Origin of the sequence: Xanthomonas sp. 3058, assembly GCF_014199765.1 — a bacterium.
Classification (GTDB): Bacteria; Pseudomonadota; Gammaproteobacteria; order Xanthomonadales; family Xanthomonadaceae; genus Xanthomonas; species Xanthomonas campestris_B.
This window is the reverse complement of record NZ_JACHOF010000007.1, coordinates 191,734-212,065: the sequence shown is the minus strand read 5'-3', so window position 1 is coordinate 212,065 and position 20,332 is coordinate 191,734. Positions and strand designations below refer to the sequence as shown.

The 20,332-nt window shown below is 63.1% G+C and carries 13 protein-coding genes and 1 pseudogene; 13 read left to right on the top strand and 1 reads right to left on the bottom strand.

Features of this window, described 5'->3' with window-relative positions; genetic code table 11:
- From mrdA to GGR61_RS11750, 9 genes and pseudogenes are all read left to right on the top strand, one after another.
- On the top strand, positions 1-2,061 hold the full coding sequence (mrdA, locus tag GGR61_RS11790) for a penicillin-binding protein 2 (protein ID WP_184409085.1): 2,061 nt from the start codon (positions 1-3) through the stop codon (positions 2,059-2,061).
- Positions 2,058-3,176 (top strand): rod shape-determining protein RodA, encoded by a 1,119-nt coding sequence (gene rodA / locus GGR61_RS11785; RefSeq protein WP_184621500.1) that lies wholly within the window; start codon positions 2,058-2,060, stop codon positions 3,174-3,176. Before mrdA ends, rodA begins: the two co-directional genes overlap by 4 nt.
- Positions 3,177-3,478: 302 nt before the next feature.
- On the top strand, positions 3,479-5,182 hold the full coding sequence (locus GGR61_RS11780) for a type IV secretory system conjugative DNA transfer family protein (RefSeq protein WP_184621498.1): 1,704 nt from the start codon (positions 3,479-3,481) through the stop codon (positions 5,180-5,182).
- 45 nt (positions 5,183-5,227) lie between these two features.
- Positions 5,228-5,689: a hypothetical protein gene (locus tag GGR61_RS11775; protein WP_184621496.1), complete on the top strand. Its 462-nt coding sequence runs from the start codon at positions 5,228-5,230 to the stop codon at positions 5,687-5,689.
- A gap of 26 nt (positions 5,690-5,715) precedes the next feature.
- Positions 5,716-6,174 (top strand): hypothetical protein, encoded by a 459-nt coding sequence (locus tag GGR61_RS11770; RefSeq protein WP_184621494.1) that lies wholly within the window; start codon positions 5,716-5,718, stop codon positions 6,172-6,174.
- 740 nt (positions 6,175-6,914) lie between these two features.
- Positions 6,915-9,860: pseudogene (locus GGR61_RS21380) on the top strand (peptidoglycan-binding protein).
- A gap of 423 nt (positions 9,861-10,283) precedes the next feature.
- The gene (gene mltB, locus GGR61_RS11760) at positions 10,284-11,432 is read left to right on the top strand and encodes a lytic murein transglycosylase B (protein WP_184621492.1); all 1,149 of its coding nucleotides are present in this window, start codon (positions 10,284-10,286) and stop codon (positions 11,430-11,432) included.
- A complete protein-coding gene (locus tag GGR61_RS11755; RefSeq protein WP_184621490.1) occupies positions 11,429-12,823 on the top strand; it encodes a septal ring lytic transglycosylase RlpA family protein in 1,395 nt (464 codons plus the stop codon). The genes mltB and GGR61_RS11755 overlap by 4 nt, the downstream gene beginning before the upstream one ends.
- A gap of 260 nt (positions 12,824-13,083) precedes the next feature.
- Positions 13,084-14,289: a D-alanyl-D-alanine carboxypeptidase family protein gene (locus GGR61_RS11750; protein WP_184407751.1), complete on the top strand. Its 1,206-nt coding sequence runs from the start codon at positions 13,084-13,086 to the stop codon at positions 14,287-14,289.
- Positions 14,290-14,411: 122 nt separating this feature from the next.
- On the opposite strand, the gene GGR61_RS11745 is transcribed toward GGR61_RS11750, so the two are convergent.
- Positions 14,412-15,473, bottom strand: coding sequence for a lipid A deacylase LpxR family protein (locus GGR61_RS11745; protein ID WP_184621488.1), 1,062 nt, complete (start codon positions 15,471-15,473; stop codon positions 14,412-14,414).
- Between the two features lie 262 nt (positions 15,474-15,735).
- Here GGR61_RS11745 and GGR61_RS11740 point away from each other — a divergent pair, with 262 nt between their 5' ends.
- From GGR61_RS11740 to GGR61_RS11725, 4 genes are all read left to right on the top strand, one after another.
- Positions 15,736-16,014, top strand: a complete 279-nt coding sequence (locus GGR61_RS11740) for a YbeD family protein (protein ID WP_184407749.1) — start codon at positions 15,736-15,738, stop codon at positions 16,012-16,014.
- Positions 16,002-16,700 carry a lipoyl(octanoyl) transferase LipB gene (lipB, locus tag GGR61_RS11735; RefSeq protein WP_184621486.1) on the top strand — a complete coding sequence of 233 codons (699 nt, stop codon included), beginning with the start codon at positions 16,002-16,004 and terminating at the stop codon, positions 16,698-16,700. The genes GGR61_RS11740 and lipB overlap by 13 nt, the downstream gene beginning before the upstream one ends.
- Positions 16,701-16,716: 16 nt before the next feature.
- The gene (gene lipA, locus GGR61_RS11730) at positions 16,717-17,730 is read left to right on the top strand and encodes a lipoyl synthase (protein WP_184621484.1); all 1,014 of its coding nucleotides are present in this window, start codon (positions 16,717-16,719) and stop codon (positions 17,728-17,730) included.
- 388 nt (positions 17,731-18,118) lie between these two features.
- Positions 18,119-20,278 carry a carboxy terminal-processing peptidase gene (locus tag GGR61_RS11725; RefSeq protein ID WP_184407766.1) on the top strand — a complete coding sequence of 720 codons (2,160 nt, stop codon included), beginning with the start codon at positions 18,119-18,121 and terminating at the stop codon, positions 20,276-20,278.
- The last annotated feature ends 54 nt before the right edge of the window (positions 20,279-20,332 follow it).

Genomic DNA, 20,332 nt, shown 5'->3' with positions numbered 1-20,332 from the left:
ATGCACGGTCGCCGTCAGCCCAAGAATCCGCATGCGGAGGCCGAGCAGTTCCGCCGGCGTGCAGTGCTCGGTTTTGTGATGGTGGTGCTGTGCCTGGTCGGCCTGGGCGCCTGGTATTTCAAGCTGCAGGTGCTCGACCACGAGGTCTACGCCACGCGCTCGGAAGCCAATCGCATCAAGCCCAAGCCGGTGGTGCCCGGGCGCGGCATGATCTACGACCGCACCGGCCGGCTGCTGGCCGAGAACGTGCCGGCGTTCCGTCTGGACGTGACCCCCGACAAGGTCGCCGACATGGACGCCATGCTGGCGGCGCTGGGCAAGGTGATCCCGATCGCGCCGGAGGATCTTGAGCGCTTCAACCGCGAGCGTCGCGCGCGCCGCAGCTTCCTGCCGGTCACGCTCAAGCTGCGCATGAGCGACGAGGAAATGGCGCGCTTTGCGGTAGAGCGCTGGCGCTTCCCCGGGGTGGAACTGGAGCCGTATCTGACCCGGCGCTATCCGTACGGCCCGCTGTTCGCGCACATCATCGGTTACGTCGGCCGCATCGACGAAAAGGACCTGGCGGTGCTGGGCGAGGGCAATGCCGCGCTCACCCACATGGGCAAGTCCGGCCTGGAGCGCTATTACGAGCAGGATCTGCGTGGCCAGGTCGGCTACGAGCAGGTCGAGACCAACGTGCAGGGCCGGGCGATCCGCACCGTGGGCCGGGTTGCGCCGCAATCGGGTGCAGATCTGCGCCTGGCGGTGGATGCCGACCTGCAGCGCGCCATGGTGGCCGCCTTCGGCGAGCACGAAGGCGCGGCGATCGCGATGGACCCGCGCACCGGCGAGATCCTGGGCATGGTCAGCCTGCCCAGCTACGACCCCAACCTGTTCGTCAACGGCATCTCGCATACCGATTTCAAGGCGCTCAACGACAACCCGTCGCGGCCGCAGTTCAACCGGCTGGTGCTGGGTGGGGTGGCGCCGGGTTCCACGCTCAAGCCGCTGATCGCCCTGGCCGGCCTGGACAGCGGCCTGCGTCGGCCGGAAGACCGGGTGCTGTCCACCGGCATGTTCTACCTGCCCGGGGTCAGCCGCGGCTGGGGCGACTCGCACCGCGGCGGCCATGGCTGGACCGACCTGCGCAAGTCGATCGCCCAGTCGGTCAACACCTATTACTACCGCCTGGCGGTGGACATGGGCGTCGAGCGCTTCGACCACTACATGGGCGGATACGGCTTCGGCGCTCCCACCGGGGTGGACCTGCTCGGCGAAATCGGCGGCATCCTGCCGTCGCCGGCCTACAAGTACAAAACCCGCAAGGAACGCTGGTATCCGGGCGACACCGTCAACATCGCCATCGGCCAGGGCGACTGGAAGGTGACCCCGTTGCAGCTGGTACGCGGCGTCTCGGCGATCGCCAGCGGCCTGCTGCTGCGTCCGCACCTGGTGCTGGAACAACGGACCGGCTTCGACCACCCCTGGCAGCCGATGATCCAGCCGCCCGGCAAGCCGATCAGCCCGAGCGCGGCGCATCTGCAGGTGGTGCGCGAAGGCATGATGGACACCATGCGCCCCGGCGGTACCGGTTATGCCATCACGCCCGGCGCGCCGTATCAGATGGCCGGCAAGACCGGCACCGCGCAGGTGGTCAGCCGTCGCGGTGTGGCGGCGGTGGACCCGCGCAGCCTGCCACTGCATCTGCGTCACCGTGGCCTGTTCGTCGGCTTTGCGCCGGCCGACAACCCGGTTATTGCGGTGGCGGTGGCGGTGGAAGGCGGCGGCTTCGGCACCAGCTCGGCGGCGCCGATCGCACGCAAGATCTTCGATGCCTGGTTGCTCGGCAAGATGCCGGCCGGCCTGGAGCCGCTGGACAGCGAGCTCGGCATGACCGCAGTGGGCGTCAACCAGTTCGAAGCCGGCGCCACCGATGCGCGTCAGGCCGGCGATGCGGCCGCCGCCACGCTGGATGAGTTGCCGGTGGTGATCGGCCAGACGGCAGTGGCACTGGACCCCAACACGCCGGCGCAACCGGTGGTGCCGGATGTACCCGATGTGGTCCAGGAGATCGACCATTGAGTGACATCCTGCGCTGGCTGGTAGACATGGCCGCGCGCGTCACGCGCAGCCTGGACTGGGTGTTGTGCCTGGCGCTGGCGGCGTTGATGGTGATCGGGCTGTCGGTGCTCAAGAGCGCTGGCGGCACCGCCAACGGCGACCACCTGGTAATGGCGCAGGGCATCCGTTTCCTCGTCGGTTTTGTGGCGATGTGGGGCATCTCGCGCATGTCGGTGCTGCGCCTGCGCGCCTGGACGCCATGGGTGTACGGCCTGTCGATGCTGCCGCTGCTTGCGGTGTTCGCGCTGGGCACTGGCAAGTACGGCCGGCAATGGCTGGATCTGAAAGTGTTCTACCTGCAGCCGGCCGAGCTGCTCAAGATCAGCCTGCCGATGATGGCCGCCTGGTATCTGCACCGCATGCCGCTGCCGCCGCGCATCTCCACCGTGCTGGTCACCGGGGTGATCATCGGCGTGCCGACCGCCTTGATCATGCTGCAGCCGGACTTCGGTACCGGCGTGCTGATCGCCGCCAGTGGCGTGTTCGTGCTGTTGCTGGCCGGACTGCCGTGGTGGTGGGTGGCGGTGGGTGTGGGGGGCGTGGCGGCGGCCGCGCCGGTGGCCTGGTTCTGGCTGCTGCGGCCGTACCAGAAAGACCGCATCATGATGTTCCTCAACCCGGAAAACGACGCGCTCGGCGCCGGCTGGAACATCATCCAGTCCAAGATCGCCATTGGCTCGGGCGGGTTGGATGGCAAGGGCTGGGGACTGGGCTCGCAGTCGCATCTGAACTTCATTCCAGAGCAGACCACCGACTTTGCGTTTTCGGTGCTCAGCGAAGAATTCGGCTGGATCGGCGTGGCGACCGTGCTCACCCTGTATCTGATCGTGATCGGTCGCTGTTTATGGATCGCCTCGCAAGCGCGCGACACCTATTCGCGCCTGGTTGCCGGCGCCACCGGCCTGGCGTTCTTCGTCTACGTGCTGGTCAACGGCGGGATGATTTCCGGCCTGCTGCCGGTAGTCGGCGTGCCGATGCCGCTGATGAGCTACGGCGGCACCTCGGCGGTGTCGCTGCTGGCCGGGCTGGGCCTGGTGATGGCGGTCAAGGCGCATCGTCCGGTGCATGGTTACTGACCAAGCCTTGGCTATGCCGGCAGTTGCAAAGCGTTGCGTTGACTGACGACAAACTCTCGATACCAGGCACCACTCAACGCCGAGGTACCTGATCCGATCCCGATCCCGATCCCGCATCGGGCGCATGGTCCATGAGCTGAATTACCGTTTCGGTATGTGTGCTATTTGATACGGGCAATCAGGTGCCCCGCCTTATTCATGGCGATGCATGACGAGCCGGCCGCATGGCGTGATCCTGTAATCTCACAAGCGATTGCCTGATCAAAACAAGCCAAGGATCCGAGGATGGAAGGCATTGCGCTATGAGCAGAGAGATCAAGATCGGCGTCGCCATTGGACTATTGCTGTGTGCCTTGATCGCAGGGCTTTTCCTTTCCGGCAAATTGATATTGGTGTTGCTGAAGGTGGGCGGGCCGCTCAACGTCGGCACCTACTGGTCTTACATCAACGCGCTGGACCTCCCGCAGTTCGCTCCCTATGCCAGCAAGATCAAGCTGGCTGGCGCCATTGGCTTCGGCGTGCCGGTCCTGGCCTCGTTCGCACTGCTGATCCTGTTGTTCAAGCCCAAAGCCGCCGCCTTGCATGGCGACGCGCGCTTTGCCTCTGGCAGTGATCTCGCCAAGAAGGACATGCTCAAACCGTCGCCGACCGGCATCGTGGTCGGCAAGCACGGTAGCAAGTTGGTGCGCCTACCTGGGCAACAGTTTGTGATCCTGGCCGCACCCACGCGCTCGGGCAAGGGCGTGGGCATCGTCATTCCCAATCTGCTCGACTACCAAGGCTCGGTTGTGGTCCTGGACATCAAGCAAGAAAATTTCGACCTCACGTCTGGCTGGCGCAAGAGCCAGGGTCAAGAGGTGTTCTTGTTCAACCCCTTCGCGGAAGACGGGCGCACCCACCGCTGGAATCCACTCAGCTACATCTCACCGGATCCCGCATTTCGCGTCTCGGATCTGATGAGTGTCGCGGCCATGCTCTACCCAGATGGCTCGGACGCCCAGAAGTTCTGGGTGAGCCAGGCGCGCAATGCCTTCATGGCGTTTACGCTCTATCTGTTCGATAGCCTCGATGACCAGATCAAGCGCAAGCACCCGAAAGACACCTGGATGTTCCCAACGCTTGGGATGCTCTATCGCGTGTCGTCTGGGGACGGAAGCGACTTGAAGGACTACCTCAAAAAGCTCTCGCAGCGCGAGTTCCTGGGCCGCGACGCCAAGACGGCGTTCGACAACTTGCTCTCGCAAGCCGAGGAGACCTTCGCGTCGATCATGGGCACGTTCAAGGAGCCGCTCAACCAGTTCATCAATCCGATTCTCGATGCGGCAACCAGCGGCAATGACTTTTTGCTGACTGATGTGCGCAAGAAGAAGATGAGCATCTACATCGGCATCCAACCGAACAAGCTGGCCGAAAGTCGCTTGCTGATCAATCTGCTCTTTAGTCAGCTCATCAACCTCAACACCAAAGAGCTACCGCAGAACAACCCGGCGCTCAAACACCAGTGCTTGCTGCTGATGGATGAGTTCACGTCCATCGGCCGGGTTGACATCATCGCCAGTGCAGTGAGCTACATGGCCGGCTACAACATCCGCTTGCTGCCGATCATCCAGAGCATGGCGCAGCTGGATGCGACCTATGGCAAGGATGTCTCGCGCACCATCATCACCAACCATGCCTTGCAAATCGTCTACGCCCCGCGTGAGCAGCAAGACGCCAACGACTACTCGGACATGCTCGGCTACACCACGGTGCGCAAGAAGAACAAGTCGCACACCAGTGGCAAGCAAAGCAGTGTGTCTTACTCAGAAACCGAGCAACGCCGCGCGTTGATGCTGCCGCAGGAGTTGAAGGCAATGGGCTTTGACAAGGAAGTCTTCCTCTATGAAGGCATCCCAAGCCCGGTGCTCTGCGAGAAGATCAAGTATTACGAAGATGCCTACTTCACCAAACGGCTGCTACCAAAAGCCGAGGTGAAGAAGCTGTCTGCCGCCGTCTCGGGCTCATAAAAAATAGCTCTCGACCACAAATTTAAGCCATGCCGGGAAACGAAGATGCCGTTTGTAAATGAATTTATTCCGGAGCCGGATGTTGTGAAATGCGACTTGGAAGCAATCGATAGAGACTTTGTAGTCGGTGGCACCAATGCAAGAGACTGGACAATAGATCGTGATCGCGACCTTTATTTGCGCAATGTCGCAAACGGTGGCGGCACCGAAATCGAGGTCAGAAACCAGACAAAGTTCTCCTTCTGTTGGCATGGCGAACTCCTAACACTGGGACTGGATCTGGTCGACGGTGGAGGCGCGCGAGGTCAGCCCGGTTGGTCCCATTGGAAACTGATGTGGATCAATGGCGGGAAAGGACTGCCTGAGCATCTCAAGGCTGACAAGGAGCAATTCATAGCTGACCTCAAAGAGGCCTTGCTCGCATACAAGGATTTTGGCGTCCACTCCAGAAACACGGACTACCACATCGTTTTTGAAGTCGATGATAATTTATCTTCTAAAATATAATTCAGCCATAAGGTAGGGGTGTCACCATGGCATTCGTAAGCGAGTTTATTTCCCCAGATGATGTTGCTAGATACGATATTTTATCGATTGACCGTAAATTTCTGATTGGCGGAACCAATGCCAGAGGTTGGGTCATTGATCGTGAGCGTGAAATCTATTTGCGAAATGTGGCGCATGGTGGAGGGAGTGAGCCTGAAATCCGCAATCAAACACAGTGGACATTTTATTGGCGCGGTGAATTGCTGACATTGCGACTTGATATGCTTGAAAGTGGAGGAGAAAGAAAAGGGGCCGGCTGGTCTCGTTGGATGTTAATTTGGATCAATGGCGGGAAAGGCCTCCCGGCTCATCTCAAGTCAGATGCGCCACAATTTGTTGAAGACTTAGGCGTGGCGCTGACGGCACATAAAGGATTTGGGGGGGTTCACTCAAAGTATACCGACTACAACGCCAAGATTGAGATATCGGAAGGCTGTGTGATATGAAAAATGCATTGAGTGCGGAAGAGGCCATTACTTTACTGAGGGAGCGACCGGATGCGTATCGTTCAGGCGAAGATCTGCGCACACTTGCAGCACAGGTAGATGCAAATGCACCAGGCCGTGTGACTGTTCTTTATAGCGGTCCGGCAGCGAAGGGGATCTGGTCAACAGATGTCATCGCCGCGATGGTTGAAATGGGCGAAGACGTTAGAGTCATCAATAGAAGTGAGGCAGCGAAATTTTTGGAGTCAAAAGATTTCTATAGCGCGCTGGCCGACGCTTACGATATCGATGTTGATCAACTGATTGATGGGACCCACAGAGGACCCGCCACAGAGTGGCTTTACCACCATACGCAAGGTCCTTGGGCAGATGCTTCGGGACGGTTTGCCGATGCAACCGTAGGTGAAGTTCATGCCATCGTGGGCGACGCTCAGCCAAGCCGTGTCTTTGGCGAAATTGAAGTGCCTCGCATTCTTGCAAATCCAAACGTCACCTCGATTGAGGGCCTTCCACGTGAAGCGCTGGTTGGTGTCAAAGATCGGCTCGGTCAGCAAGCAGCCTTTGAGCTGATCGTGGCCCGTGCGCGTGAACACGAAGGCATGCTGCGCATCCCGGCCAGTGATGATGCGCTCCGCGAGAACAAAGTTCTGAGGCTCGACAACAGAGAGTATTTTCGTGGAACGGCCATTGAGGGAACGTCAAAGGCATTAGACCAGAGCACGCTTCCGCTCAGTCAGCGCATGAATCCGCCAACCGAGCATGCCCAGGCGGGCCAGCAGCGCTGGGATGAGTGGCAGGGACGCAACATGCAAACCACGCCGGAACCTGAAATCCCAGGCTTGCGTCGCGCCGGGATGACAGCAGGGCTCGCGGGTTTGGGCGTTGCCGCGACCGCCTACGACGCGTCGCAAACCGGAGAGCGTGTTGGCACACTCTTGGCACAAGACAACCTTACCGCTGCGCGCTCAGAAGCGCTGCACTTTGGTGCCCGAGGCGTGGGCGGCTGGGCGGGAGGTGCCGCCGCCGCTGCCGTTGTTGGCACAACCGGCGCCGGGCCTGTCGCGCTGGTGGTGGCCGATGGTTATTTGTTCAGTGCTGCTGCCGACAAGGCGGTGACGCTCTGGGACAACCGCCAGATCTACACACAGACCGACAAGGATGGCGTCAGCTGGGAGTTCAATGGCAATCAGTGGCTGCGACAAGAAAAGGCCGATCTGCCGGACGATGGCGTCGATGCGCCGCAGAAGCAGGCCATGTTCGCACTGCCCGAAAAAGCGCGCGAGCTGAACTATCACGCCAGTGGCGAAGCAACCGAGCAGGCGCTGGGCAAGGTGCAACCCAGTAATCCTTATGTGCAGCCATCCAGTGAGGCAGATGCCTCGCATCTTTATGCACGGGATTGGAGACACGATCCGGCGAGTGGCCAGTGGTCACGGATGGTCGCCGACGACGTCGATCGGAACGATCGGCCCATCTGGACGGTTGATCCGGCAAGCCCCGAGCGCAGTGCCGCGTTGGATTAACAAGCAGCCCAGGTGGTGGATGCCAACATTGCCCGTGGCCCAGCTGCAATTGCGGCAACCTATCAAGCTGCCTATCAGCGCAATGGCTGGGAGGACTTCGGCCCCGTGCCGCCTGCCGTGCAAACAGCCTTGAACCCGGACTCTCTGCAAGCCTCGGACGGCAAGCAGTATCAGCGCGATATCCAGGGCCAGTGGTGGCATGACGGCGTTGCTGCCGAAGGCAATGTCCCGCTGGAACTCAACGCAACGCGCGAACGCTTGCAACCGGCATTGGAGCAGCACGCGCAGGCGTTGGCACAGATGCCGGCAAGGCAAACGCCAACGCCACAGCAGCAAGACCAGGCCAATACCGAGGCCACTTATGCCGCCTATGGCGTTGCGCCCAATGCCCAGACCGCAGGCGCGATCCAGCTCGCGGTGCAACGGACACGTGAGGCAAACGGGATCGATGCAGTGACCAGCTCTTTGGCATTGGAGCGTGATGCGACCGGTCAATACTCGGTGGACAGTCCCATCCAGCATCTGAGGCGGGACGCCGATGGTGCAGTGCGTGTAGCGGCAACCACCAGCACCGATGAGATCCATCAGGCACTGGGTGAGGTGCAGTCGCTCCGACAGGAGCAATCCCCTTCGGCCGGTGCAACAGAGCGGCGTATTGACGCGCAGTCGCCCCAAGAGCGCGATGCCTACGATCAAGCGTTGCGGGAGGCCAATCGGCAGGGCGTTTCCACGCAAGAAGCGCAACAGGTCGCAAACTTCGCCGCAACGACGGTTACCGCCCCGCATGTGGATGAAACCCAAGCGCCTCAGGCAGCCATTGATGCGCAGCGGGATCGAGACGTTGCACGCACACCCGACACGCCTGCTGTTGCCGAGGCGGCAACGCCGGCCCCGGTCGTGATGCCTGCATCCGTCCACGCGCCGCTACAAGAAGACATGCGCCCGGTCGCCAAGCCCGCTGAGCCGAAGCCCGAACCTGTCCCGCAACGCGAACCCCAAGAGACCCAAGCACCTGTGGTTGCTGCACCCTCGACAGCTGATGCAGTCCAGCCGAAGGCAGAGACCGTGGGCCCAGCCTTGGCAAGCGTATCTGCGCCGAGTGCCGGGCCGGCATCATCCGCTTCGACTGCTCCCGATCAGGCGCCTACTCAGGCCGCTGCCCCAGTATCGCCGGCATCCCATGAAGTGGAAGGGCTGCGCCTGGGCGACCGAGGGCAAGAGGTCGAGTTCTTGCAGTATCGCTTGCAGCAGGTGGATGCCCGTGGCCCAAACGGCCAGGCCGTGCCGCAAGACGGGCACTATGGTCTAGAGACCGAACACGCGGTGAGGCAGTTCCAGCAAGACCAAGGTGTGCCGGCAACGGGCATTGCCGGCCAAGACCTGGATGCGGCGTTGTCCCAGGCACAACACGCGCGCCGAGAAGCCTTGAAACCCACAGAGCCGGCATCGACAAACACAGCAGTGGAGCAGGGCAGTGAGCAGCAAGCCCGAGTAGTCACGCCACAGAGCGATGCGCCATCGCCTGTCCCATTGCAGGCAGAGCAGCAAGAGGCGGTGCGAGCGCCGTCGCCGGCAACCGCAACGCAGAGCGAAATGCCGGCACAGATCGTCTTGCCTGAGCGCACGTCCTCCTATACGTCATTGCCTGGCTTTGGTGGGACTGGCGGGCGTTCAAACGCAGGCGTGAACGATGAGGATCGGGTCGAGCAAATCAGGCCATCCCCAAACGTCGCCCAGCAGGCGTTTCCCTCGGACCATCGGGATTACGCCCTGTTTTCTGCAATCCAGGCGCAGCTCCCCAAGGGCACATCCGATGAGAAAACGGCCGAAGTGCTGCATGCCGTCAAAGAGTCAGGGATCGAGCGCGTGGATGGGTTGCGGAAAGTGACCATCCAAGATGATGTCGCTTTTGTCTTCGGCAAAACGCCAGGGTTCCATTCGGAAGTCGCGCTCGACACGCCATCGCCTGGCATCTATGAAACCTTGCAGAAGACGGAGACGTTGGATCAGCAACGTGCGCAGGAGATGGTGCAGTTCCAGCGCGAGCGCGAAGAAATCGACAAGAACCCAACGGGCCCAGTGATGACGCTTGCGACCCACCCTCAGCAACAGGTCATGTCGGGCGGCCCTGGCGGAGATGGGGCCGGTGGTGACGGCGGTTGATGTTTGCCGAACTAAACAAGGAACGATGCCTGTCAATGCAGCGCGCAAGATATGCGTCAAAGTAGGAAGGTAGGCCTGCGTTGCAGGCGGTGCTGAGTTTGATATGCCTGCATGCGATGCCTTGAACCGAAGGAAAGGGGTGGGGGCTGCAGTGCATGGCCGGGGTGCCTGCGTTGCCGACGCGGATGGCGGCATGCTGCTCCCCTGAGATAGCTAGCCGGTTGTCCCCGGCAGCACGCTATTTACCCCCAATCTGAACATCGTTCAGCATATCGGCCATGCTTGGCTCGCTCAGGCCCGCCGGTGTCATTCGTTGCACCCAAAGTCCCGCCGTTAAAGCGGTAGATCTTGACTTTGACTAAAGTTGTTTCGTTTCATGGCCTTATTGTCAGAAGTTCATCTGATCTCTGTTACTCTCGGCCGATGATTCGACGCACCCTGACCTGCCTGCTCACCCTCGGCCTTGTCGCCTGCGCGACCCAGCCCAGCCCTCCGACCCCGCCGCCGGCCACCAGCGCGCCCCCAGCCAAGCCGCCGAGTGCAGCGGTTGCGCCGGTTGCGCCCGTCAGCGCCGCGGCTGAAGCGCCCGCGCTGCCGCCGGTGGATCTGACCCCGGTGCCGTTCGACATCGCACGCGCCAACTTCGTCCGCGACACTGCCGCCAAGTACGGCATCGACGCGGCACAGATCGACGCGGTACTGGCGCAGGCGCAATTCAAGGACGCGATCGTCACCGCGATGTCGCGTCCGGCCGAGCGGGTCAAGCCGTGGAACGAATATCGCCCGATGTTCATCACCCAGGCGCGGATCGATGGCGGCCGCAAGTTCCTGGCCGAACACCGCGCCGAGCTGAGCAAGGTCGAAGCCGCCACCGGCGTGCCGGCGCAGGTGATCGTGGCCATCATCGGGGTGGAAACCAGCTACGGCAGCAATGCCGGCAAGTACCGCGTGCTGGACGCGCTGTACACGCTGGCGTTCCGTTATCCGCGCAGCGGCGACCCGGCCAAGCTGGAGCGCGAAGTGCGCCGCGAGCTGTTCTTCCGCGATGAGCTCGGCCAGCTGTTCGCGCTCGGCAAGGAAGAGCAACTCGATGTCACCACACTGATTGGTAGCTATGCCGGTGCGATGGGCATGGGCCAGTTCATGCCGTCCAGCTACCGCCAGTTCGCCGTCGATGGCGATGCCGACGGCAAGCGCAATCTGTTCACCGACCACAACGACGTCTTCGCCTCGATCGCCAATTACTTCGTCAAGAAGGGCGGTTGGGTGCGCGGTGGTCAGGTCGCGGTACCGGCCACGCTGGCGGCCGGGCACGAGGAATTCAATCCCACCGATTGGTCGCCGGTCTACACGCTGGCCGATCTGTCGGCGCGTGGCTACCACCCGAATGCGCCGGTAGTGGCCGGCAGCATGGCGACCCCGATCACCCTGGACGACGCCACCGGCAAGCAGTACTGGCTGGGCTTCCAGAATTTCTACGCGATCACCCGATACAACATTTCCAAGATGTACGCGATGGCCGTGTTCCAGCTGTCCGACGCCATCGCCGGCAAGGAGTTACCCCCGGCATGAATCACACGACAGGCCTCAAGTGGCTGATCCTGATGGCGCTGATGCTCGGCCTGGCGGCCTGTAGCAGTGCACCGAAGAAAAGCGCCGGCAATGCTGGTGCCGGTGCTGGCGCCAGCAAGGGCGTCAAGGTCGAAGGCAAGGGGCCGGCGTATGTCGCCACCGGGTGTCCTTCGACCTCGCCCTACGCGGCAGCCAAGGAAGATCCGTCCACGCGCGGCGACTACACCGCCGGCGGCCTGTACAAGCCCGGCGTCAAGGACACCACGCCCGACCACGTGCCCAACGTGGCCTGCATCCCCGAACCGCTGGTCACCAACGAGCCGTATTCGGCGGTGGGCAATCGCTCGCCCTACGAGGTGCTGGGCAAGCGCTACGTGGTGAGGGATGGCCCGGGTGGCTATGTCGAACGTGGCACCGCCTCGTACTACGGCAATAAATTCCACGGCCGCCTGACTTCCAACAAGGAGGTCTACGACATGTACGCCTTCACTGCCGCCCACAAGACCTTGCCGCTGCCCAGCTTTGCGCTGGTGACCAATACCGACACCGGCGACTCGGTGGTGGTGCGCGTCAACGACCGTGGCCCGTTCCACGATGGTCGGGTGATCGATCTGAGCTACGCCGCTGCGGTCAAGCTGGGCATCACCGGCAAGGGCACCGGCAATGTCGAAGTGCGCGGCCTGACCGAAGCGGACAACGGCGATCTGCTGGCCAAGCGCCGTGCCGGTCCGGCGCGGGGCAACACGGCCGTTGCAGCTGCGCGCCCGGTTGCAGGCGGTAGCCAGATCGATGGCCTGGTCCAGCGGTTACCCACGCGCACCGTGCCGGCCGGCGCAGCTGCGGCCGCCCCGGTTGCAGCGGGGGCAGCAGCCGGCGCCGCGACCGCAGCGGTCCCGGCAGGCGAGCGGTGGCGCTATCGCGTGGCCGATTCGCGCCAGCCCGGCAATGCCGACAATTTCGATGCCTGGATGAAGGCGCAGGGCGTACGCGTGGCCACCGGCAAGCCGACCGCCGCTGCGCCACGGCCGGCGGCGTCTGTCCCGGCGGCACCAGCCACGGTCGCGGTTGCCGCGATCAAGCCGGCAGACAGCGCGCCCACCCGTCCGCTCAAGAGCGAGCCGGCTCCCGCCAAGACCCCGAGCGTGGCGGAAGCCGCACTGGGCGACATCCTGCTGCAGGTCGCCAGTTTTGCCAGCCGCGAGAACGCCAATCGGGCGCTGTCGCAACTGGCCTCGGCCGGTATTGCCGGTGCCAGTGTCAGCGATATCGTCAGCGGCGGCCGTACCTTGTGGCGGTTGCGGGTCAATGCACGCGATCACGCCAATGCGTCGGAAATCTCCCAGCGCATCGCCGGTCTTGGCTTCGGCCGCCCGCAGATCGTCGCCAACTAAGGGCGATCCACAGGCCGTCCCAGGCGCCGGTTGGCCTTGCCGCTGACCGGAATCGGCGGGCTGGCCCAGACGCCTTGGCTTCGGCGCGCTGTGCGCGGACCGACCAGAACAATCTGTTTTGGTGGAACGCCTGGGCGCCGCAACTGCCGTCATCGCTGAACTGCGCAGGCGCGCCTGTTCTTTATGCGTCGCCCTGATCGCCGTGGCACCTTACAATTTCGCATTACCCAGCCTTCGGGCCCGTCAGGAGTCGTTCTTCAATGAAATTCCGCTTCGCCGCCGCTGCCGTGGCCACGTTCGCCTTTGGGCTGGTTTGCGCTCAGACGCCCGCGCCGCAGCCGACGCCTGCCGTGGCCGCTGCGCCCGCCGCCTTGCCGGTTCCGCCGGCACCCGCACCGGCAGTGTCCAAGTCCTGGATCCTGATGGACTACGCCACCGGGCAGGTCCTGGCCGGCGAGAACATTCATCAGCAACTGGCCCCGGCCAGCATCACCAAGGTGATGACCTCCTATGTGGTGGCCGCCGAGATCAAGAACGGCAAGGTCAAGCGCGACGACCAGGTCATGATGAGCGAGCGCGCCTGGCGCGAGGGCGGCGCCGGCACCGACGGCAGCTACAGCGGTTTCCCGGTCAACCAGACCGCGCGTCTGGAAGACATGGAAAAGGGCATGGCGATCCAGTCCGGCAACGATGCCGCGATCGCGCTGGCCGAGCATGTGGCCGGTAGCGAGGAAGCCTTCGCCTCACTGATGAACAGCTACGCCGCCAAGATCGGCATGAAGGATTCGTCCTTCGTCAACGCGCACGGGTTGAGCGCCGAAGGCCATCACTCCAGCGCCTACGATCTGGCCATACTGGGCCGTGCGATGGTGCGCGATTACCCGGAAACCTATGCCTACAACAAGATCAAGGAGTTCCAGGTCGGCACCATCAAGCAAAGCAACCGTAACCGGCTGCTATGGCGCGACCCGGCCGTGGACGGCATCAAGACCGGCCACACCTCCGAGGCCGGCTACTGCCTGCTGAGTTCGGCCAAGCGTGGCGACCAGCGCCTGATTGCGGTGGTGATGGGCGATAGCTCTGAAGCGCAGCGTGCGACCGACAGCCTGGCCCTGCTCAACTGGGGCTTCCGCTTCTTCGAGACCCACAGCCTGTACGCGCCCGGCAAGGTCGTGACCAAGCAGAAGGTCTGGAAGGGCGAGCAGGACGAAGTGCAGCTGGGCGTGGCCCAACCGCTGCTGGTCAGCCTGCAGCGCGGCCGCTACAACGACCTCAAGCCCAGCATGGAAGTGGCCAAGAACCTGCAGGCCCCGATCAAGCAGGGCCAGCAGATGGGCACCGTCAAGGTCAGCCTCGACGGCAAGATCATCGCCCAGGCCCCATTGGTGGCGATCAACGCCGTCGAAGAGGGAGGGTTCTTCAAGCGCCTCTGGGATGCGTTCTGGATGTGGTGGGAATCCGAATAAAAAAATGCCGGCGAAAGCCGGCTTTTTTTTGGAATCGAGAATGGGGAGTCGGGAATCGGTAGATGCAGGAGCACAGCGTTTGCTGTTGCGATTCCCGATTCCCCAATCCCGATTCCCCGCCCTCAAAGCATCCGACTGATCGTGAAACTCCCATACACCGGGGTTTCGCGCTGGGTCTCGAACTCGCGGGTGCGGTGGTAGCGGGCGATGGCGAACTTCCAGCGGCCGTACATCACCGCCAGGCCGTAACCGACCTCGCCGACGAAGGGGCGCTTGTCCACGCTGTGACTGTTGCGGAAGGTGTTGCCGTCCAGCGTGATGTCACGGAGCACCCAGCGTGCATCGCTGGTCACGAACAGATGGCCCGACCAACCGCTGGCGCGCCCAAGTCGGCTGGGTGCGGTGTTTTCGCCGGCCGGCCGGGTCGGGGTGCTGCCGAAGTCGTCCGGCAGCTTCCAGCCGAAGCGCGCTTCGCCGCCGGCATTCAGATGCGTGGTCATGTTGCCGACCGCGCCGCCCCAATGCGAAATGAAATCCCAGCCGAAGCCGTCGGCATTGGCCGCCGAATCGGCCGGCCAGCGATGCATGCGCTCGTGCACCAGGTTGATCAGCGGTTCGTTGTGCAACTGATTGTCCCAGCCCTGGAATTTCTCGTCGCCCAGCACATCGTGCACCGCGTTCTGGGTCTGCCTGGCCAGCGACCACGGCCCGACCACGCCGATCTGCAATTGCGTGGTGCGCAGGTGCGCCTCGTTGCGGGCGTTGTAGCCGAAGCTCGCCAGCAGGATGCCCGCATACGGACGGTCGTCCGGGATCACATCGCGGCGGGTGTAGTCGCTCGGGGTGAAGATTGCCTGGCCGAACGCGAATACCATGTTCTGCTGGTCGAATTCGCCAGGATGCAGACGTTCCAGGTAGCTGTTGACCCAGCGCGCAGTGCGCGGCAGACACGGGTCGTTGGTGTAGTCGACCACATTGGGCGATACCAGGGTGAGCACGGCGCCGTTGGAATAGCCCTGATCCTGATCCTCACCGCCGAACAGGTCGTTGTCGACACGGAAGTTCACCGCCGGTGGAGTACTGCCCAACCTGCTGGAATCGCACTGGTCAGCCGCCAGGGCAGGCATCGACAGCCCGGATAGAGAAAACAGCAGGGCAACAGACAACGCGCGCGGTCGAAGCATGGAGAGCCTGAAAGGTAGAAGGACAATATTCAGAAAGGTGCCTGCGGCCGCTGCTGCGTCGCGTGAAAATGGATGCAACCCGCCATGTCTGGCGGCGCATTCGTCTTCGACAACCGCCTGCCCCATGCACATGCGTTTGGTCTCGACGGTAACGCCAGGAGGTTGGCGAATGTTTAGGGTGTGCGCATAGCTGTTGGCAGGCGGATGTCTCGGTTGCCTGGCAAGGCTTGGGTTTGCTCTTCGCCGGCCCGATAATGGGCGGATGGAAATCAGTACCGACAACCCCGATCACGGCTTTCAATTCCCAGGGACGTTCGAGCTCAGCGCGATGGGCGCTGCCGAGCGCGGGCTGGAAACCGAACTGCCGCGTCTGCTCGCGGCCACGGGCGTGGAGCTGCTGGAGGAAAGCATCAGCTGGAAGCACTCCTCCAGCGGCAAATACGTCTCGGTGAAAATCGGCTTTCGCGCCGAGAGCCGCGAGCAATTCGATGCCGCGCACCAGGCGCTGCGCGATCACCCGGAAGTGAAGTGGACGCTGTAGCGGCCGCTCCCGTGTTGGCATCGGTCCCCGTGCAGCCGGCGCAGGTGCGCGACCTCGGCCGGCAGCCGTATGCGCCGGTGTGGCGTGCGATGCAGCGTTTCACCGATGTGCGTGATGAAGCCACGGCCGACGAAGTGTGGTTGGTCGAGCATGCGCCGGTATTTACGTTGGGCCAGGCCGGCAAGCCCGAGCATGTGCTGGCGCCGGGCGAGATCCCGGTGCTGCAGGTCGATCGCGGCGGCCAGGTCACCTATCACGGTCCCGGCCAGCTGGTGGTCTATCCACTCCTGGATCTGCGCCGGCTCAAGATCGGCGTGCGCGACTACGTGTGCAAGATCGAGCAGGCCTTGATCGACACCCTGGACGAATGGAACATCGTCGCCGAGCGCCGCGATGGCGCGCCGGGCGTGTACGTGGGCGGGGCCAAGATCGCCGCGCTCGGGATCCGGGTACGGCGCGGCTGTACCTTCCATGGGCTGTCGTTCAACGTGGCGATGGATCTGGAACCGTTCCACCGCATCAATCCCTGTGGCTATCAGGGCCTGCAAGTGACCTCGGTGCTAGACTTGGGCGGCCCCTCCGGGATGGACGCCGTCAAGGCGGTGCTGCTCGATCAGCTGGCGCGCCAATTCGGTCTCGTGTTGCAGCCTGTTTCCGCGTTGCCCGACCTTTCGCTTCCGGCCTGAGCGCCCGTTTATTGCCATGACCCAGCCTATCGCCCGTTCCATCCCCTTGCAGGTCGTCTCCGGCGACACCGCCGCGCCTGCGTCGTTGCAGACCGGCGTCAAGCAGATCGGTGGCGACAAGATCAATCGTTCGCCGGTGCAGTTCGTCGATGCGCCGGTGCTGCGCAAGCCGTCTTGGATCCGCGTGCGGATCCCATCCGGCAATGCGGTGCAGAACCTCAAGGCCAAGCTGCGTGAAAACCGCCTGGTCACGGTGTGCGAAGAGGCCAGCTGCCCGAACATCCACGAGTGCTTCAGTCACGGCACCGCAACGTTCATGATTCTGGGCGAGGTGTGCACGCGGCGCTGCTCGTTCTGCGATGTGGCGCATGGCCGGCCCAAGCCGCCGGACGCCAGCGAGCCGGCCAGCCTGGCCACCACCGTGGCCGACATGGGCCTGAAGTACGTGGTGGTCACCAGCGTGGACCGTGACGACCTGCGCGATGGCGGTGCCCAGCATTTCGTCGATTGCATCACGGCCATTCGAGTCAGCTCGCCGAACACCCGCATCGAGATCCTGACCCCGGACTTCCGTGGCAAGGGCCGCATGGACCGCGCGCTGGAGATCCTTGCGCTCAGCCCGCCGGACGTGTTCAACCACAACATCGAAACCGTGCCGGACCTGTACCCGAACGTGCGCCCCGGTGCCGATTACCAGTGGTCGCTGACCCTGCTGCAGCGCTTCAAGGCGCAGCATCCGTCCATCGCCACCAAGTCCGGCATCATGCTCGGCCTGGGCGAGACGATGGAGCAGGTGCAGGCCACCTTGCGCGACCTGCGTGCGCACGATGTGGACATGATTACCATCGGCCAGTACCTGCAGCCGACGCCGCACCACCACCCGGTGATGCGTTACTGGACGCCGGAGGAATACAAGGCGCTGGAGGAGTACGGCAATGCGCTGGGTTTCAGCCATGTCGCCTCCGGTCCGATGGTGCGCTCGTCGTATCACGCAGATCGCCAGGCCGCTGGCGCCGGCGTCGCGGCTTAGTCGAACCCGGTGGCGCCGTCTGCGCCCATCGTCGGGCGGGCGCGGCGCGTAGTGGGAGCGGCACGTAGCACGCGATCATGGCGGGTGGTCGGTCCCGGCCTGACCGCCGTTGGTGACCTGGATGAGTTGCCTCCAGGCAGGCCGGTGTCGAGCACTCCATACGGCCCTGCCCACGCGGCAGGGCCGTGTCGTATCCGACATCGGCACCGCCGCCTGAGGGTACGGTCGCGTTCACAATCTGATACAGGCCCGGCGCTAGGCTGATTCAGCAAGTAGATGACAACGCCAGCAACTTTCGGCACTGTCATGCTGTCTGATCCGTTCACCGCCTTTCTTTCGTCGGCCCTGTGCCGAGAGCCATTCGATGACCTACAACGTTTCTGCGTCCATGAAGGCCGGCCTGCTGGCGCTGGTGTTGACTACTCCGATGGCATTGCTTGCACGCGCCGACACGGCGCTGCCGGCGGCAGCCACGCCCGACCAGGCGACCGCGACCAAGCTGGTCTACGGCCTGCTCTCCGATAGCCGTTACGCCTATCGTCCGCGCACCTTGGACGAGGCCATGTCCAAGGACGTGTTCAAGCGCTATCTGGAAACATTGGACGGCAGCAAACAGTTCTTTACCCAGACCGACATCACCGGCTTTGCGCCGCTGGAAGCCGGCGTGGGCGACGCGCTGCGCGGCGGCAATCTGGAGCCGGCGTTCCAGGTGTTCGCGGTCTACCGGAAGCGGGTCGATCAACGCGTCAAGTATGCGCGCGACCTGCTCAAGCAGGATTTCGATTTCACCGGCAACGAGAAGTTCGAGTACGACCGCAAGGATGTGCCGTGGGCGACCGACGACAAGCAGTTGGACGTGCTGTGGCGCCAGTCGGTGATGAACGATTGGCTGCGCCTGAAGCTGGCCGGCAAGAAGCCTGAGGAAATTCGCAAGACGCTGGACAAGCGCTATGCGGCGCTGGCCGACTCGGTCAAAGAATTGAAAGCAGAGGACGTGTTCCAGTTCTTCCTCAACGCCTACACCAACGCGGTCGATCCGCACACCGATTACTTCACCCCGCGCACGGCCGAAAACTTCAACCAGCAGATGTCGTTGTCGCTGGAAGGCATCGGCGCGCAGCTGCAGAAGCAGGAGGACATGGTGGTGATCCGCGAGGTGATCCCGGGTGGTCCGGCAGCGGTGGATGGCACGCTCAAGCCGGGCGATCGCATCGTCGGTGTGGGCCAGGCAAAGAACGGCGCGATCGAAGATGTGATCGGTTGGCGCATCGACGACGTGGTCGCCAAGATCCGCGGCAGCAAGGACACCCAGGTCCGCCTGGAGTACATCCCGGCCGAAGCCGGCATCGACGGCAAGCACCGCACCGTGACCCTGACCCGGCAGAAAGTGCGTCTGGCCGAGCAGGCGGCCAAGGGCGAGACCATCACCTTGCCCGCGCATGGCAGTGAGCCGGAACGTCGTATCGGCATCATCAAGTTGCCGGGCTTCTATCAGGATTTCGAAGGCCGTCGCCGCAACGCGACCGACTATGCCTCGGCAACGCGCGACGTCGCCAAGCTGCTGGCCGGCTTCAAGACCGACAAGGTCGACGGTGTGGTGCTGGACCTGCGCAACAATGGCGGCGGCTCGCTGGACGAGGCGATCGAGCTCACCGGCCTGTTCATCGAACAGGGGCCGGTGGTGCAGGTGCGCGAGTCCGGCGGCCGGGTCACCGTCAATGGCGACAGCAATCCCAAGGTGGCCTGGGATGGTCCGCTGGGCGTGTTGATCAACCGCGGATCGGCGTCGGCGTCGGAGATCTTTGCCGGCGCCATCCAGGACTATGGTCGTGGGTTGGTGATCGGTGAAACCAGCTTCGGCAAGGGCACGGTGCAGAACATCGTCGACCTGGACCGCTGGCCGGCCGCAGAAGGCCAGCGCTACGGGCAGGTCAAGCTGACGATCGCGCAGTTCTTCCGCGTCAGTGGTTCCAGCACCCAGCACAAGGGCGTGGTGCCGGATATCGCGTTCCCGGCCAGCGTGGATGCCACCGAGTTCGGTGAAAGCACCTACGACAATGCGTTGCCGTGGACGCGCATCGCCGCCTCGCCGCATACCCAGTACGGTAACTTCGCGCCGCTGCTGCCCAAGCTGCAGGGCCTGCACACTGCGCGCATCGCCACCGACAAGGAATTCCAGTGGTGGGAAGAGGACGTCAAGCAGTTCCGCGATGAGAAGGCCAAGAAATACATCTCGTTAAACGAGGCCGAGCGCGTTGCGGAGCGTCAGAAGCAGGACCAGCAGCGCAAGGATCGTCAACAGATGCGCAAGCAGTTGGGCCTGCCGCTGGATCCGCTGTCGGAAGACAGCGACGACGGCCTGACCGGTAACGAGCGCGACATCGTCAAGGACACCGCACGCGAGAAGGCCGCAGAAAAGCGCCCGGATCCGTTGCTGCACGAGTCGGCTGCGATCCTCGCCGATGCGCTGGGGCTGCTCTCGCAGGACCAGCCGCTGTCGGCGCAGGTATTGCCGCAGTCGACCGCCCCGGGACGCTGGGCCGACTGATCGTTTGCCGACAGCCTGAAATACGAAAGACAGGCTGAAGGACCAAAAACGCCA

Bases quoted from the DNA above. Each gene is read 5' to 3' on its own strand.
- mrdA (WP_184409085.1), top strand. From the start codon at position 1: ATGCACGGTCGCCGTCAGCCCAAGAATCCGCATGCGGAGGCCGAGCAG.
- GGR61_RS11780 (WP_184621498.1), top strand. From the start codon at position 3,479: ATGAGCAGAGAGATCAAGATCGGCGTCGCCATTGGACTATTGCTGTGT.
- GGR61_RS11775 (WP_184621496.1), top strand. From the start codon at position 5,228: ATGCCGTTTGTAAATGAATTTATTCCGGAGCCGGATGTTGTGAAATGC.
- GGR61_RS11770 (WP_184621494.1), top strand. From the start codon at position 5,716: ATGGCATTCGTAAGCGAGTTTATTTCCCCAGATGATGTTGCTAGATAC.
- mltB (WP_184621492.1), top strand. From the start codon at position 10,284: ATGATTCGACGCACCCTGACCTGCCTGCTCACCCTCGGCCTTGTCGCC.
- GGR61_RS11755 (WP_184621490.1), top strand. From the start codon at position 11,429: ATGAATCACACGACAGGCCTCAAGTGGCTGATCCTGATGGCGCTGATG.
- GGR61_RS11750 (WP_184407751.1), top strand. From the start codon at position 13,084: ATGAAATTCCGCTTCGCCGCCGCTGCCGTGGCCACGTTCGCCTTTGGG.
- GGR61_RS11745 (WP_184621488.1), bottom strand. From the start codon at position 15,473: ATGCTTCGACCGCGCGCGTTGTCTGTTGCCCTGCTGTTTTCTCTATCC.
- GGR61_RS11740 (WP_184407749.1), top strand. From the start codon at position 15,736: ATGGAAATCAGTACCGACAACCCCGATCACGGCTTTCAATTCCCAGGG.
- lipA (WP_184621484.1), top strand. From the start codon at position 16,717: ATGACCCAGCCTATCGCCCGTTCCATCCCCTTGCAGGTCGTCTCCGGC.
- GGR61_RS11725 (WP_184407766.1), top strand. From the start codon at position 18,119: ATGAAGGCCGGCCTGCTGGCGCTGGTGTTGACTACTCCGATGGCATTG.